Raw genomic sequence first — 14,337 nt, forward strand, 5'->3', positions numbered from 1 at the left:
GGGGCAGCCCCTTTTCCGTGTGCGGTCACAGCACGCTGTCGGTGCGCTCGACGACGGGCCGGACCGGCAGAAGATCCAGGACGTGATCCGGGAGGTCGGACACGTCCGGGGCGAGGCGAAGGGTGAGGTCTTGCAGCCCGGGGAAGAGCGTGGGGAGTTTCGAGAGGTCCTCGGTCCCGGTGAACATGTTCAGCCGCAGCCGGGTGATCCGGACCAGAACGGGGCCCGTTTCCCAGCCGGTGGCATTCCAGATGAGCCGCAGATCCTCCAGGGCCGGCAGGGCGGCGATCTCCTCGAAGTGCTCCGGGGGAAGCTCTTTCGGAAGGGAGGCCAGGCTCAGCCTCTTCACCGTGTGCAGGTGCCGTAGCCCGCGCAGTCCGGTGAACCGCAGTGCCTTTTCGGAGAGCCGAAGGTATTCCAGGGGGTGGTGTTCCCGGGGGAGGACGGCGTCGAGGGAGTCGCCGTGCAGCCGGATACTGAGGTCGAGCCCCGTCACGGTGGGTCCGAGTCGGGCCAGTGCCTTCGGCGTCCCCAGACGAGAGGTGCCGTGCAGCGACAGCCGGGTGATCGGCAGTTCCGCGAGCGGCGAGAGATCGTCGACGTCCGGGTCCAGGCTCCCGAGATCCAGTTCGTTCAGCCGCCCCTGATCGGAGAGACAGCTCAGGTCACGCAATGCGCGGTTGTCGCGGACGACCAGCTTGCGCACCTGGTCCGGACGGAGTGCGGCCCTGATGTCGTCCGAGCCGATGTCGCCGACGATCTGGAGCAGGGACGGCCCGCCCAAGTCCCGCAGAACGCGCAGTTCGGCCGCCGAGTGCGCCGCGAAGTACAGGCCCTCCGGCCGTAGATGCGCGATCACCTCCTCCGCGTACCGCTCGGTGTGGAAGCGGTGCCAGGTCCACGTCAGTTGCGCCCGCACGGACAGGGCGGGATGTGACCGGAACCGGGCCAGTACCGGAATGGCCGCTTCGGTGCCGATCAGCGACGCGGTGATGACCACCGCCCTCGCCTCCGCGTCCGTCAGTCCCTCCGGGCCCGGAAGCAGTTCCAGGACGAGGGGGCCGGCCTCGGCGAGGGCGCGGGCCTCCGCCGTCGTACGGGGTGGGATGAGCGCGGCGGCCTCGGACTCCACCCGGGCGCGGACACAGGGATCGAGTTCCGTCGCGTGTTCGAGCGAGGCGAGCGCCAGGAGCCGGATGCGCGTGCCGGCCACTGCCGGGGCCCGGTCGGCGGAGGCGCTCAGATCGTGCAGCAGTTCGGCCCTCTCCCGCGGCCGTGCGTGCGCCACCGCCATGCGGATCACGTCCGCCCACTGTTCGTCGGCGGCGCCCCGCACCAGCAGCCCGAAGTCCCCGTCCTCGACCGCCGCCTTCGCGCCCAGGTAGTCCTGGAAGGTGCGGTGGACGAACTCGACCGTACCGGGGGCGGGTTCGCGCAGCAGTCCGCTGCGGACCAGGAGGTGGCGCAGGATCTGTCCGGCGTCGCCCTGGGAGGCGGCGGCCGGCAGCGAGGGCAGCCCGTCGGCGATGATCCGCTCCGCGCGCTCACGGTCCATCTCGGACTGGTTGTTGCGGATCAGCCAGTACGCCAGGCGCTGCAGCAGCTGGATCTGCGGCGCCTCGGTCAGGTGGATGCCGTCCTGCCGGACGAACATGTCCCGCTCCTCGTCGCGCCGCGCCAGCAGCATCGACAGGGCCGCCTCGTACAACTCCTGCCTGCCGTGCGGCAGATACCCCCGCCGGTCCCGGTGCAGGGCGCAGATCAGCCCGCACATCAGCGGGTTGGTGGCGAGCCGGCCGAGGTCCGGTTTGGTGTGTACGGCGTCCAGGAGCGAGTGTTCGTAGTCGTCGAGGCGGTCGGTGTCGGGGGCGCCGACGCGGGCCGCGGTGTGCCAGCGGCGGACGAACGCGGCGACGTCGTCGCGGCCCATGGGGGCGAGGGAGAGTTCGGTGAAGCCGTCGGGGGCGAGCCAGTCCTCGCGCACGGCGGAGGGGCGCGAGGTCACGAGCCACTGGTTGCCGGGGTAGACGTCGAGCAGGTCGCGCAGCCAGCGCCGGGTGCGTTCCCGTTCGCGTTCGGGGATCTCGTCGACGCCGTCGACGAGCAGGAGCGCGCGGCGGGCGGTGAGGACCCGGTCGGCCCAGCCGGGCGGCTGGGTGGCGTGGAAGGGGACGCGGACGGCGTCCAGGAAGGCGTCGGGCGCCGGCAGCCCGCCGGGGCGGCGCAGGAGGGTGCGCAGCGGCAGGACGAACGGGATGCGGTCGCCGCGCTCACCGCGGGCCGCCGTCACCGCGAGCCACTGCACCAGCGTGGTCTTGCCGGAACCGGCGACCCCGCGCAGCAGGATCCGGTCGTGGCCGGTGAGGGCCTGGTCGGCGGGCAGGGCCGCGGAGGCGGTGGCGATACGGGCGTCGGTCTCGTCGTCCGGGCGCAGTGCCTGGAGGCTGAGGTAGGCCGCGTCGAGGGGCCAGCGCTCCGGGGAGTTGACGAGATCGATTCCGTAGATGGTCAGGTGGCTGTGCTTGGTGGCGACATAGGCGAGGTAGCGCTGGTCGAAGGCCGGGTCGGTGCCGCCGGTGGGCGGGGTGCGGGCGATCAGCTCGTCGATCTTCGCGATGATCTCGGCCTGCCGCCGGGTCTGTTCGACGAGGGTGCGGGGTACAAAGGTGGACCGCTGCGTGAAGAAGTGCAGGATGTGCAGGCAGGCGATCTCCAGGACGCGCTCGTAGAAGAGGGTGGCGTCGAGGGAGAGGTCGCGGTCGGGGGTGCCGCTCGCGGCCCGCAGGTGCAGGGCGAGGGTCTGGTGACCCAGTCGCACGGCCTGGACGTCGGTCATGTCGAGGTCGCCGAGGGCATGCAGGGTGGTGGCCAGGGCGAGGACGACGGCGGGTGTCTCGTCCTCGGGCAGCGGGCGTTCGCCCTCCGCCGTGACGGCTCGCCTGACCAGCTCGGCGGCGAGCTTGGTGAGCTCCTTCTCGGCGAGGGCGCGCTTCTCGCCGCGGAACGAGACGAACTCCGAGACGCGCACCGGCTTGTCGACGAGCCCGGCGCCGGGCCCCTCGGTGACGAAGAGCCGCTTCACAAGCGGGGTGACCACGCTGGAGGCCACCTTGACGCCCAGGGCCGCTGGATCCATCTGCTCCCCCGCGCTCGGTCCGTGACGGTGGGTCAGCCTAGCGGGCGCCGGGTGATATGCCGCACAGGGGGGAGGAGCTGGTACGAGGGCGCCTAGTAGCGGCCGCCGCCAGGCAATGCGTCCACGGAGGGACGATCTCGCCACGAGTACGGCATGTCCTCGTAGATCGGACGTTTGGTAATCAAGAGGTCCGACTTGTACCAAGAAACGGTCAAGTCACCTACCTCTCGAGGTTTCCATGTCTCAGAGCGTCATGCCCTCCTCCCCCCGTACGTCCCGGATGCGTGCCCGGCTGGCCGTGCTGGCCGCCGGTGCCGGGGCTTCAGCCGTGCTGGGGGCCGGTGTGGCGGCCGCCGCCGGGAGCGGCGCGGTGAGCGCCGCGTCCTGGGTCCATCCGGTCAGGAACTACTCGCTCACGGCCGGCTTCAACCAGGCCGGCGGCATGTGGAAGTCCACCCACAGCGGGCAGGACTTCGCCGTGCCGAGCGGGACGAGCGTCGTCGCCGCGCACGCCGGGACCGTCGTCAAGGCCGGAGCGGACGGCGCCGGGGACGGGGCGGCGTACGGCAAGGCCGTCGTCATCAGGCATGCGGGCGGCACCTACTCGCAGTACGCCCACCTCTCGCGGATCGACGTCAGGGTCGGCCAGGCCGTCGCCACCGGTCAGCGCATCGCGCTGTCCGGCAACACGGGCAACTCCAGCGGCCCGCATCTGCACTTCGAGGTCCGTACGACCCCGCACCACGGATCCGCCGTCAACCCCGTCGCCTACCTGAGGGGCAGGGGCGTGGCCGTCTGAGACGTGCCCGGGCCCTCCTTATGCTGTCCCCTCGCCCGAGTGGGCCTGCGTGACCAGGTCGATCGCGACCTCCAGGACCGCCTTGCGCTTGTCCTCCGGATCGCCCTCGACCTCCTGCAGGACGAACATCCCCGCGTGCATCGTGAACAGCGCGCTGACGCAGCGGATCTGGTCGGTCAGGGAGGCGTCCGGGTCCCGGATGATGTCGCGCATCTGCAGCATCCGGTCCTTGAACTGGTTGCCGATGCTCAGCTCGCGGACCGTGGCCTGGTTCTCCTGCATGAAGCGGAAGAGCGGGGCCGCGCCGGCCAGCGCCTCGCTGTAGCGGCGCAGTACCTCCTGCTTGGTCTCGAGGGTGTGCGGCTGCGCCTTGCCCCACTCGATCAGTTCGTCGATCGGGCGGGTCAGGTCCTCGAAGATGCCGGCGAGGATCTCTTCCTTGGTCTTGAAGTGGTAGTAGAGCGCGGCCTTGGTGACGTCCAGGCGCTCGGCGATCTCCCGCAGCGAGGTCTTCTCGTAGCCTTGCTCGGCGAAGAGGTCGAGCGCCACGTCCTGGATGCGCTGGCGGGTGTCCCCGCGCCGCTGCCGCTTGGTGCCTTCCATGGTGGTGCCGCCCATCCTCGTACTCCTCGCACTCCCGGAGAACCTGTGTGCAGGCCTCCTTGCCGAGCCTACGAAACTTACTTGACGCACGGCTAGTTACGGGGCTATCTTCCCCAATAATAGTGAACTAGCCGGGCGACAAGTAAGTAGCCGGGCGGCGGGCAGTACCAAGGGGAGTCTGGGGACCATGGCGGACAGTGCGGCACCGGCCGCTGACGGCGAGAAGAGTGAGAAACAACCTCGGAGCATACGGGTCGTCCTGCTCGCGCTGATGATCACGATGATGCTCGCCATGCTCGACAACATGATCGTGGGCACGGCGATGCCGACCATCGTGGGCGAGCTGGGCGGCCTCGAACACCTGTCGTGGGTGGTGACCGCGTACACCCTCGCCACCGCCGCCGCCACGCCGCTGTGGGGCAAGCTCGGCGACATGTACGGCCGCAAGGGCTCGTTCATGACCTCGATCGTGATCTTCCTGGTCGGCTCCGCGCTCAGCGGCATGGCGCAGAACATGGGCCAGCTCATCGGCTTCCGGGCCGTCCAGGGCCTCGGCGCCGGCGGTCTCATGGTCGGCGTCATGGCCATCATCGGTGATCTGATCCCGCCGCGGGAGCGCGGCAAGTACCAGGGCATGATGGCCGGCGTCATGGCGCTCGCGATGATCGGCGGTCCGCTGGTCGGCGGCACCATCACCGACAACTGGGGCTGGCGCTGGGCCTTCTACATCAATCTGCCGCTCGGTGTCGTCGCGCTGGTCGCCATCAGTGCCGTGCTGCACCTGCCGCAGAAGCGGTCCCAGGCCCGTGTCGACTACCTCGGCGCCGCGCTGCTGACCATCGGCATCACCTCGATCGTGCTGGTCACCACCTGGGGCGGGTCCCAGTACGCGTGGACGTCCGCGCGGATCATGGAGCTGATCGGGATCGGTGTCGCCGCGCTCGTCGGATTCCTGTTCTGGCAGACGAAGGCCGTCGAGCCGGTCGTGCCGCTGCACATCTTCCGCAGTCGGAACTTCTCGCTGATGTCGGCGATCGGTTTCATCACCGGGTTCGTGATGTTCGGTGCGACGCTGTTCCTGCCGCTGTACCAGCAGTCCGTGCAGGGTGCTTCCGCGACCAACTCGGGGCTGCTGCTGCTGCCGATGCTCGGCGCCATGCTCGTGGTGTCGATGATCGCGGGGCGGGTCACCACCAACAGCGGGCGGTACAAGGTCTTTCCGGTGGTCGGCAGCGTGCTGATGATCGCGGGCCTCTTCCTGCTGTCGCAGATGGACACGGGGACCAGCCGGTTCACCTCGGGTGTGTACATGGCCGTGCTGGGCGCCGGGATGGGCTGCCTGATGCAGGTCACCATGCTGGTGGCGCAGAACAGCGTCGAGATGCGGGACATGGGTGTCGCCTCGTCGACCACGACCCTCGCGCGGACGCTGGGCTCCTCCTTCGGCGTCGCGATCATGGGCGCGCTGTTCAACAACCGGGTGCAGCACGTGATGGCCGAGCGGGCCGGTGCGCTGGGGTCGAAGATCACCGAGCAATCGGCGCAGCTGGACGCGAAGAGCCTTCAGAAGCTGCCGGCGGCGGCGCGGGAGGCGTACCAGCACGCGGTGTCCGCGGGCACGCACTCGGCGTTCCTGCTCGGCGCGGTGGTGGCCGTGCTCGCGCTGGCTGCGGCGGTGTTCGTGAAGGAGGTCCCGCTGCGGGGGGCTGGGCCCGACAAGCAGGCCGGGGGCGCGGCTGGGGACGCCGCGGATGTGCCGCCGGCGGTTGCAGAGGCCGTCTGACCGGCACGGGCTCCGGCCCGAGGCCCCCGGGTGCGCCCGGGGGCCTTTCCCTGCGCGGACGGGCACACACGGTCGAGTCTCGCCCCCTCCCTGTCAGTACCGCGTGGCAGCATCGGGGGCGTGGACAAGATGCGGCAGTTGCGGCTGGCCAAGGATCTGATGGACCGGGACTGGGCCGACCCCGCGCTCGATCTCGGGGCCGTGGCCGACCGTGCCGGGTACTCGCGATATCACTTCCTGCGGGCCTTCAAGGAGGCGTACGGCGAGACGCCGCGGCAGTATCTGACGCACCGGCGCATCGAGCGCGCCGAGGACCTGCTGCGGACCGCGAATCTGTCCGTGACCGAGATCTGCCATCTCGTGGGGTTCAGCAGCGTCGGGACGTTCTCGGCGCGGTTCAAGGCCTGGACCGGGCTCACGCCCAGCGAGTACCGCGCCAAGCACGTCGGCCGCGGCGCCGCGCTCATACCCGGGTGTTACGCGATGCTCTGGGCGGGCGGATTCCGCATGAGGGAGCAGCGCAATTCCGGAGAAGCGGGGTGAAGGGTCCGCTGCTTACCGTGGCAGCGCGCACCGTACCTCTCACCTCCAGGAGCACACCATGATCAAGGGGCTCGCCATCACCACCGTCTGGGTCCTCGACCAGGACCGGGCCAAGGAGTTCTACACGCAGAAGCTCGGCCTCGAGGTCCGTACGGACATGACCATGGGCGACGGCGGCATGCGCTGGCTCACCGTCGGCGCCCCGGACCAGCCCGACGTCGATCTGACGCTCATGGTGCCCGGTCCGCCCGCGATGGATCCCGAGTCCGCCGAGATGATGAAGAAGCTCATCGCAAAGGGCGCTCTCGGTGCCGGTGTGCTGGCCACCGACGACATCCACGGCGACTACAAGCGGCTCAAGGACCGCGGCGTGGAGTTCCTCCAGGAGCCGCAGGAGCGGCCGTACGGCACCGAGGCACTCTTCCGCGACGACTCCGGCAACTGGTTCTCCTTCACCCAGCGCCGCGAGGGCGGTCTGGACTTCGAGAAGGAGTGGAGCTAGCCGGCTCTGCCCTGTCCTTCTGCCGACCTCGGTACTGCGGCCTCCCGGTCCCGCTCCTTACTTTCCCGACAGCGGCAGCATCGGGAAGCTGCCCGTGTCCGTCGGCGCGTGCTCCGGCAGCCACAGCACCGCCACCGCCCCCTCGGCCGGCACATGCTCCGGCACCCCGGGCGCCCGGATGTTGCGGAACGTCAGCCGGGCGCCCAGCACCCGCGCCTGCCCCGCCGCGATCGTCAGACCCAGGCCGTGGCCCTGGCCCGAGCGGTCCGACCTGCCCGTACGGAACCGGCTCGGGCCCTCGGCCAGCAGCTCCTCGGGGAAGCCGGGCCCGTGGTCACGTATCCGGATCACCCGGCCCTCGACGGACACCTCGATGGGCGGCTTGCCGTGCCGTGCCGCGTTCGCCAGCAGGTTGAACAGCACCCGCTCCAGACGGCGCGGGTCCGTGGTGACCTCCGACTCGTGGATCACCCTGACCTCGACGTCCGCGTCCTTCGCGGCCATCCGCCGGGTCACGAACTCACCCAGCATGATGTCCTGCAACTCGGCCCGCTCGGACGCGCCGTCCAGACGAGCCACCTCCAGGACGTCCTCCACGAGCGTCCGCATGGCCTTCGCGCGGTCCAACACCAGTTCGGTGGGGCGGCCCGGCGGCAGCAGCTCCGCCGCGGTGAGCAGGCCCGTGACCGGCGTGCGCAGCTCATGCGCGATGTCCGCCGTCACCCGGCGTTCCGCCTCCAGCCGCTGCTGCAACGCGTCCGCCATCGCGTCCACCGCCCGCGCCAGATCGTCCGTCTCGTCGCGTACGACACCACCGATCGCGTCCCGTACGCGCACGTCCGCCTCGCCCTTGGCGACCCGGTTCGCCGCGGCGGCCGCCTTGCGCAGCCGGCCCGACAGCTGCCCGCCGATCAGCACGCCGAGCGCGGAGCCGCCGAGGACGACCGCGATCGAACCGATGATCAGGGCCTGGTCGAGGTCCTTGATCACCCCGACGCTGCGGTCCGTGCGGGTGTGCAGGGACAGCACCCGGCCGTCCTTGAGCGGTACGGCGGCCCAGGTGTCCGGCACCCCGTTGCGGTCCCAGGACGCGAAGGTGGCGCGCCTGCCCTGCATGACCTTCTCCAGCAGATCCCGCGGGATGGCCGGATCGTCGATCTTGGTCCCGAACGTCTGGGTGCGCCCGGACTCGTACATCCGCTGCGCCACCTGGATGCGCTCGTCGGCGAGGTCGCGTGCGCTGTTCAGCATCGACACCTGCGCCGCGTTGTGCACGACCAGGCTCAACGCGATCGCGACGAGCGCTCCGACCAGGGCGATCGCCGCGCTGAGCTTCCATCTCAGACCGGTGCGTATGGCCGCGTCCTCGGGGACGAGGCGGCCGATGATCCCCCGCATGCTCCTGTCCTCGCTCACGCCTTCAACTTGTAGCCGAAGCCGCGGACCGTCTCGATCCGGTCCTGGCCGATCTTGGTGCGCAGCCGCTGCACATGGACGTCGACGACACGGGTGTCCCCGCCCCAGCCGTAGTCCCACACGCGCTCCAGCAGCTTGTCGCGCGACAGCACGGTGCCGGGCGCCGACGAGAACTCGAGCAGCAGGCGCATCTCGGTCGGCGTCAGGGCCACCGGCTGCCCGGCCCGCCGGACCTCCATCCCCTCGGTGTCGACCTCCAGGTCGCCGAAGGTGAGGACCCCGTCGTCCCCGGACGAGGTGTCCTCGGCCGCCCGGCCGGCGCCGCTCGCGTGCCCGAAGCGGCGAAGCACCGCACGGATGCGCGCCACCAGCACGGCGCCGTCGAAAGGCTTGGTCACGTAGTCGTCGGCGCCCGCTTCCAGACCGAGCACCACGTCGATCGAGTCGGCCCGCGCGGACAACATGATCACCGGCACGGTCGACTCGTCGCGGATGCGCCGGCACAGGCTGACCCCGTCCAGGCCGGGAACCATCACGTCCAGCAGGGCGATGTCGGGACGGCGGGCGCGGAACGCCTCCAACCCCGACAGGCCGTCGGGCATGGCGGTCACCGCGAAGCCGTCCCGCTCCAGCGCGAGCTGGGTGGCCTCGCGGATGACGTCGTCGTCCTCGACGAACAGGACGTGTGTCTGCTCTGCCATCCGCTGCTCTCAGTAGGGGTCCGTGTCAGTTCTTGGTGGGGGCGGCGGTGCCGCTGTTGCCCACAGCGTTGCTGTACTCGTTGCGCGTGCGGGATATCTCGGTGAAGTGGCTGGTCCTCCAGTCGTAGGTGATCACTTCCTCGCTGGAGGGGTACGACACCGGGTCGCCCTTCTCGTACATCTGCTGGGTCACCACCAGGTCGCCGCGGTCGATCTCCGCGTAGACCGGCGGCTCCTCGGCCTTGAACACATTCTGGTACCTGTGGTTCTTCATCCGGTACACGTACGAGCCGATCCCGACCGCGTCACCGCACGTCATCACGTTGACCACGATGTCGTCGACATCGCCGCCTGTGAGGTCGCCGTAGGACACGTCGACCGGATACTCGTCGGCCACGCAGGGCTTCAGGTCCTCCTTGACCACCTTGGCGACCTGCGGGTCATCTTTGACGATCTTCACCACTTCGGCGCGTGTGGGCTCCTTGGTGGTGGGCGACGGCGACGGCGTGGCGGCACCCGAGATCACCGGGTCGCTGCCCGCGGGGCCCTCGTCCCGGGCGCCCGCGCCGCCGGTGGCGCAGGCGGAGACGAAAAGCCCGAGGGCGGTGACCGCGGCCACCGCCGCCGTCACCGCCTTCAGGGCTCCGCTGAGCCGTATGACCCCCGTGCCTAGGCCGCGCAACGCTCCCGCTCCTCACGCTCCAGCGCGCGTGCGTCCAGGTCGCGGGCTTCCAGCTCCTCCCGGAGCCGGGCGAGCGCCCGGTGCAGCGTGCTCTTGACCGTACCGGCCGACATGCCGAGGGCGGCGGCCGTCTCCTCCGTGGACATCTGCTCCCAGTGTCGCAGCACGACGACGCTGCGCTGCTTGGGAGCGAGCACCTTCAGCACGTCCATCAGCAGGGCACGGGCCGCGTGCTGCTCCGTGGAGTCCTCCACCGACGCGTCCGGGAGCTGCTCGGTGGGGACCTCCTCCAGTTTGCGCGAGCGCCACCACTCGGTCCGCGTGTTGATCATGACGCGGCGCAGGTAGGCGTCGGCCAGCCGCTTGTCCGCGATGCCGTCCCAGCGGCCGTACGTGCGCACCAGCGCGGTCTGCAGCAGGTCCTGGGCGTCGGTCGGGTCGGGGACCAGCCGGCGCGCGCTGCGCAGCAGCGCGTCCTGCCGGGTACGTACGTACTCTTCGAACTCGAGCACCTCGCCGTGCGCCATTCCAACCGCCTCCGTTCCCCGTTTTCCGACCTGTGGTCCGGCTGCGCCCCGCAGCCCGGCCGGTTCCTCACAACCTCGAGTGGGCTCGTCCCGAGCCCCGGTGCCGCACTGTCGGCGGCACGCATATGAAGTTACGGACGAGTTGTCACGGCGTTGTCCGTTCCAGGCTGCGGAGAGCACTCGGCTGTCCGTCGGTTGTGTAACAGGCGTAGGAACGGGGTAAAGGCAGGCGGGAGTTGGGGCGGGTACGGGGTGATTCGTCAGGCGGGTAGGGGGCGGGAGGCTGTGATGTGGCGGCGGTGTCGCTGTGACGGGACCAAGGGATGGCTGTGAAGTCACCGAGCGGGGCGCTCGGACGGGTCAGGTGAGGGGCAGGCGGTAGAGGCGCCCCGGGAGGGGCTCCACCAGGCCGTCGGAGACCAGGCCGTCCAGGGCGCGGGCGCGCTGCACCGGGTCGTCCCACACGCGGTCGAGCATCGACTGCGGTACCGGGCCCACGGCCTCCCGCAGCACGGCCAGCAGTCGGCCGCGCACCTGACGGTCGGTGCCCGCGTACGTCTGGCCGCGGCGCGGCGGGCCGTCGTGCTCGGGCTTCCCGGCCAGCCGCCAGGCGCAAAGCGTGGCGACCGGGCAGCGGTGGCAGTTCTCGTTCTTCGCCGTGCAGATCAGCGCGCCCAGTTCCATGGAGGCGGCGGCCCAGCGCGCGGCGGTGCGCTCGTCCTCCGGCAGCAGTTCCCGGGCGAGCCTGCGCTCGGCGGCGGTGGTGGCGTTGGGCGGGTACTGCACGCCGGTGACCGCGCGGGCCAGGACCCGGCGCACATTGGTGTCGAGCACCGGGTGCCGCTGGCCGTACGCGAACGACGCGACGGCGGCGGCCGTGTACTCGCCGATGCCGGGCAGGGCGAGGAGCTGGGCGTGGTCGGTGGGGACGTCGCCGCCGTGCCGTTCCGTTATGGCGACCGCGGCGCCGTGCAGGCGGAGGGCGCGGCGGGGGTAGCCGAGGCGGCCCCAGGCGCGGACCGCTTCGCCGGGGGGTTCCTTGGCCAGGTCGGCCGGGCGGGGCCAGCGGGTGAGCCACTGCTCGTAGACGGGCAGGACGCGGTTGACCGGCGTCTGCTGCAGCATGAACTCACTGACCATCACGCCCCAGGGGCCGGCCTCCGGGCGCCGCCACGGGAGATCACGGGCGTGCTGCTCGAACCAGGCGATGACCGGGCCGTGCAGGACCGTGCCGGGGGCTTGGCCGGTGGCGGTGGAGCCGGGGGTGCCGTCGGTCTGGGCGGTGGCGGTGGCGGTGGCGGGGGTGGGGGCGGTGGGTGCAGTCATGGCGTAGTCGATCCTGCCATGCCGGGGGTGGTCGGGTGGGGGACCGGCTCGGGGTCGTTTTGTCCGGGATGACCTCTCGTGGGCTCCGGCGGTCGGGCTCGGTGTCCGTGGGTGAGGGCACCTCCCCGGAGAGCCACCGGCTCGGCGGACGCGGTTCTCCGAGATGATGATCCGGAAAAGTTGTGGCCCGGGCGGCGGGTGGGGCCAGGTGTGGGGGAGATCTCTCGTACAGTTTGCGCCGTGGGATCTCTGCGCAATCCGGTTGGGCCGCTTCCCTCCTCCATCTACTGGCGACGGAGGGCCGTAGTGCTGTCCGTGGTCGCCCTGTTGGTGCTGCTCGTCGTGTGGGCGGTCACCTCGTCCGGCGGCGGCGGGAAGAACAAGGCGGACGGCTCGAACGGCAAGCGTCCCACGTCGTCGATCACGCCGGGCCCGTCCGGTACGGGGCCCGCGATCAGTCAACGCCCGGGCGGGCGTGACGAGTCGGGCGGTGGCGACGGTTCCGGGTCCTCCGGGTCGTCGGGCTCCGGAGCCTCCGGCGGAACGGGCGGCGCCGGATCCGGTGGCACGGGCGACGGGGCCAACGGCGGTGGCAGCGGCGGCACTTCCTCTTCCGCCGACCAGCTACCCGTCGGCGGCGGCGCGATGCTGCCCAACTGTGCTTCGGGCGCGGTGCAGTTGACGCTGCGGAGCCTGCACAACACCTACGAGCCCGGGGACACCCCCACCTTCCAGCTGATCGCCAAGAACACCTCCGGCAGCGACTGCAAGGTCGACCTCGGCCCCAAGTACGCGGTGCTGACGATCACTCAGACCGGAAGCGGCAACGCCTTCTGGACCTCGGCGGACTGCCCCGGCGGCTCGGGCGGCGCGCTGTTCCGGGTGCCCGCGAACGAGCAGGTCACCTACACCGTGAAGTGGGACCGCAAGCACAGCGCACCCAACTGCGCGACACCGCCGGCGGGTTCCGCGCCGGCGGGCACCTACCTGGTCGAGGCGAAGGTCCCCGGCTTCCCGAAGACGCAGACGTCGTTCGTGCTGGCGAAGGACTAGGGGCCTGTCTTTCGCATGAGCTCGGCGTCGCGGGCCCCGGCCCGCGGGTACGGCAACCCCGACTGCCGGGTGCCGTGCACGTCACAGTGCCCCGGCCCCGGCTCAGCCGTCGGTCAGACGTACCGTTCGAGGATCGAGGACTCCGCCAGCCGCGACAGGCCCTCGCGTACGCTCCGCGCCCGGGCCTCGCCCACGCCGTCCACCGTCTGCAGGTCGTCCACGCTGGCCGCGAGCAGTTTCTGGAGGCCGCCGAAGTGCTCCACCAGGCGGTCGATGATCGCGCCGGGCAGCCGCGGGACCTTCGCCAGCAGGCGGAAGCCGCGCGGGGACACCCCGGAGTCGAGCGCCTCGGGGGAGCCGGTGTAACCCAGCGCCTTGGCGACCGTGGACATCTCCAGGAGCTCCGCGTGGCTCAGCGCGTCCAGCTCGGCCAGCGCCTCCTCGACCGTGCGGGAACGCTTCGCGGTCGGTTCCGGCACGTAGTCGCGGACCACCAGTTCGCGCTCGGGCTCCACGCCCGCGATCAACTCGTCGAGTTGGAGGGCGAGGAGGCGGCCGTCCGTGCCCAGCTCGACCACGTACTCCGCGATCTCGGTGGCGATGCGGCGCACCATCTCCAGCCGCTGCGCCACCGCGGAGACGTCCCGGACCGTCACCAGGTCCTCGATCTCCAGCGCGGACAGCGTCCCGGCCACCTCGTCCAGGCGGAGCTTGTACCGCTCCAGGGTGGCCAGGGCCTGGTTGGCGCGGGACAGGATCGCCGCCGAGTCCTCCAGGACGCGGCGCTGCCCGTCGACGTACAGCGCGATCAGCCGCATCGACTGGGAGACGGAGACCACCGGGAAGCCGACCTGCTTGCTCACCCGGTCCGCCGTACGGTGCCGGGTGCCCGTCTCCTCCGTGGGGATCGTCGCGTCGGGCACGAACTGCACGCCCGCCCTGAGGATCTTCGACAGGTCCGAGGACAGCACGATGCCGCCGTCGAGCTTGCACAGCTCGCGCAGGCGGGTCGCCGTGAACTCGACGTCCAGGACGAAGCCGCCCGTGCACATCGCCTCGACGGTCTTGTCCGAGCCGAGCACGATGAGGCCGCCGGTGTTGCCGCGGAGCACGCGCTCCAGTCCGTCACGCAGGGGCGTGCCAGGTGCCACGGCGCTCAGTGAGGCGCGCATCAGGCGATCGGAACCGGCACTCCCACCGGACTTTCCGGGAGCTGCTGCCCGGTCGTTGGCTGCCACTGCACTCCTCCGGTCGCAGGTTCTGGGG

Annotated in this window: 13 protein-coding genes; 5 read left to right on the forward strand and 8 right to left on the reverse strand. The window is 70.8% G+C overall.

Annotation, left to right across the window (positions count from 1 at the left end; all coding sequences use genetic code 11):
- Positions 1–25: 25 nt before the first annotated feature.
- Positions 26–3,136: an NACHT domain-containing protein gene (locus tag AB0N14_RS25695; protein ID WP_366028057.1), complete on the reverse strand. Its 3,111-nt coding sequence runs from the start codon at positions 3,134–3,136 to the stop codon at positions 26–28.
- 238 nt (positions 3,137–3,374) lie between these two features.
- On the opposite strand from AB0N14_RS25695, the gene AB0N14_RS25700 reads away from it, so the two are divergent.
- Positions 3,375–3,935, forward strand: coding sequence for a M23 family metallopeptidase (locus AB0N14_RS25700; RefSeq protein ID WP_366028058.1), 561 nt, complete (start codon positions 3,375–3,377; stop codon positions 3,933–3,935).
- An 18-nt stretch (positions 3,936–3,953) separates the two neighbouring features.
- Here AB0N14_RS25700 and AB0N14_RS25705 read toward each other — a convergent pair whose 3' ends face one another.
- Complete coding sequence (locus tag AB0N14_RS25705; RefSeq protein ID WP_366028059.1) at positions 3,954–4,553, reverse strand: TetR/AcrR family transcriptional regulator; 600 nt, start codon at positions 4,551–4,553, stop codon at positions 3,954–3,956.
- A 172-nt stretch (positions 4,554–4,725) separates the two neighbouring features.
- On the opposite strand from AB0N14_RS25705, the gene AB0N14_RS25710 reads away from it, so the two are divergent.
- The 3 genes from AB0N14_RS25710 to AB0N14_RS25720 all read left to right on the forward strand — a co-directional run bounded on the left by AB0N14_RS25710 (position 4,726) and on the right by AB0N14_RS25720 (position 7,366).
- Positions 4,726–6,321 (forward strand): MDR family MFS transporter, encoded by a 1,596-nt coding sequence (locus AB0N14_RS25710; RefSeq protein WP_366028060.1) that lies wholly within the window; start codon positions 4,726–4,728, stop codon positions 6,319–6,321.
- A gap of 129 nt (positions 6,322–6,450) precedes the next feature.
- On the forward strand, positions 6,451–6,864 hold the full coding sequence (locus tag AB0N14_RS25715; protein ID WP_366028081.1) for a helix-turn-helix transcriptional regulator: 414 nt from the start codon (positions 6,451–6,453) through the stop codon (positions 6,862–6,864).
- Between the two features lie 58 nt (positions 6,865–6,922).
- A complete protein-coding gene (locus tag AB0N14_RS25720; RefSeq protein ID WP_366028061.1) occupies positions 6,923–7,366 on the forward strand; it encodes a VOC family protein in 444 nt (147 codons plus the stop codon).
- Positions 7,367–7,423: 57 nt separating this feature from the next.
- Here AB0N14_RS25720 and cseC read toward each other — a convergent pair whose 3' ends face one another.
- The 5 genes from cseC to AB0N14_RS25745 form a co-directional block, all read right to left on the reverse strand.
- Positions 7,424–8,764, reverse strand: coding sequence for a two-component system sensor histidine kinase CseC (gene cseC / locus AB0N14_RS25725; protein WP_366028082.1), 1,341 nt, complete (start codon positions 8,762–8,764; stop codon positions 7,424–7,426).
- A 14-nt stretch (positions 8,765–8,778) separates the two neighbouring features.
- Positions 8,779–9,483, reverse strand: a complete 705-nt coding sequence (gene cseB / locus AB0N14_RS25730; RefSeq protein WP_366028062.1) for a two-component system response regulator CseB — start codon at positions 9,481–9,483, stop codon at positions 8,779–8,781.
- A 25-nt stretch (positions 9,484–9,508) separates the two neighbouring features.
- A complete protein-coding gene (locus tag AB0N14_RS25735; protein ID WP_366028063.1) occupies positions 9,509–10,165 on the reverse strand; it encodes a hypothetical protein in 657 nt (218 codons plus the stop codon).
- Positions 10,153–10,692 carry a SigE family RNA polymerase sigma factor gene (locus tag AB0N14_RS25740; RefSeq protein WP_200422421.1) on the reverse strand — a complete coding sequence of 180 codons (540 nt, stop codon included), beginning with the start codon at positions 10,690–10,692 and terminating at the stop codon, positions 10,153–10,155. Before AB0N14_RS25740 ends, AB0N14_RS25735 begins: the two co-directional genes overlap by 13 nt.
- 360 nt (positions 10,693–11,052) lie before the next feature.
- Complete coding sequence (locus tag AB0N14_RS25745; protein ID WP_366028064.1) at positions 11,053–12,018, reverse strand: A/G-specific adenine glycosylase; 966 nt, start codon at positions 12,016–12,018, stop codon at positions 11,053–11,055.
- 240 nt (positions 12,019–12,258) lie between these two features.
- Between AB0N14_RS25745 and AB0N14_RS25750 the strand changes: the two genes are divergently transcribed.
- On the forward strand, positions 12,259–13,071 hold the full coding sequence (locus tag AB0N14_RS25750; RefSeq protein ID WP_366028065.1) for a hypothetical protein: 813 nt from the start codon (positions 12,259–12,261) through the stop codon (positions 13,069–13,071).
- Positions 13,072–13,184: 113 nt separating this feature from the next.
- On the opposite strand, the gene disA is transcribed toward AB0N14_RS25750, so the two are convergent.
- Positions 13,185–14,309: a DNA integrity scanning diadenylate cyclase DisA gene (disA, locus tag AB0N14_RS25755; RefSeq protein ID WP_366028066.1), complete on the reverse strand. Its 1,125-nt coding sequence runs from the start codon at positions 14,307–14,309 to the stop codon at positions 13,185–13,187.
- Between the last annotated feature and the right edge of the window lie 28 nt (positions 14,310–14,337).

The sequence above is a fragment of the Streptomyces sp. NPDC051104 genome, from assembly GCF_040682835.1.
Taxonomy (GTDB): domain Bacteria; phylum Actinomycetota; class Actinomycetes; order Streptomycetales; family Streptomycetaceae; genus Streptomyces; species Streptomyces cynarae.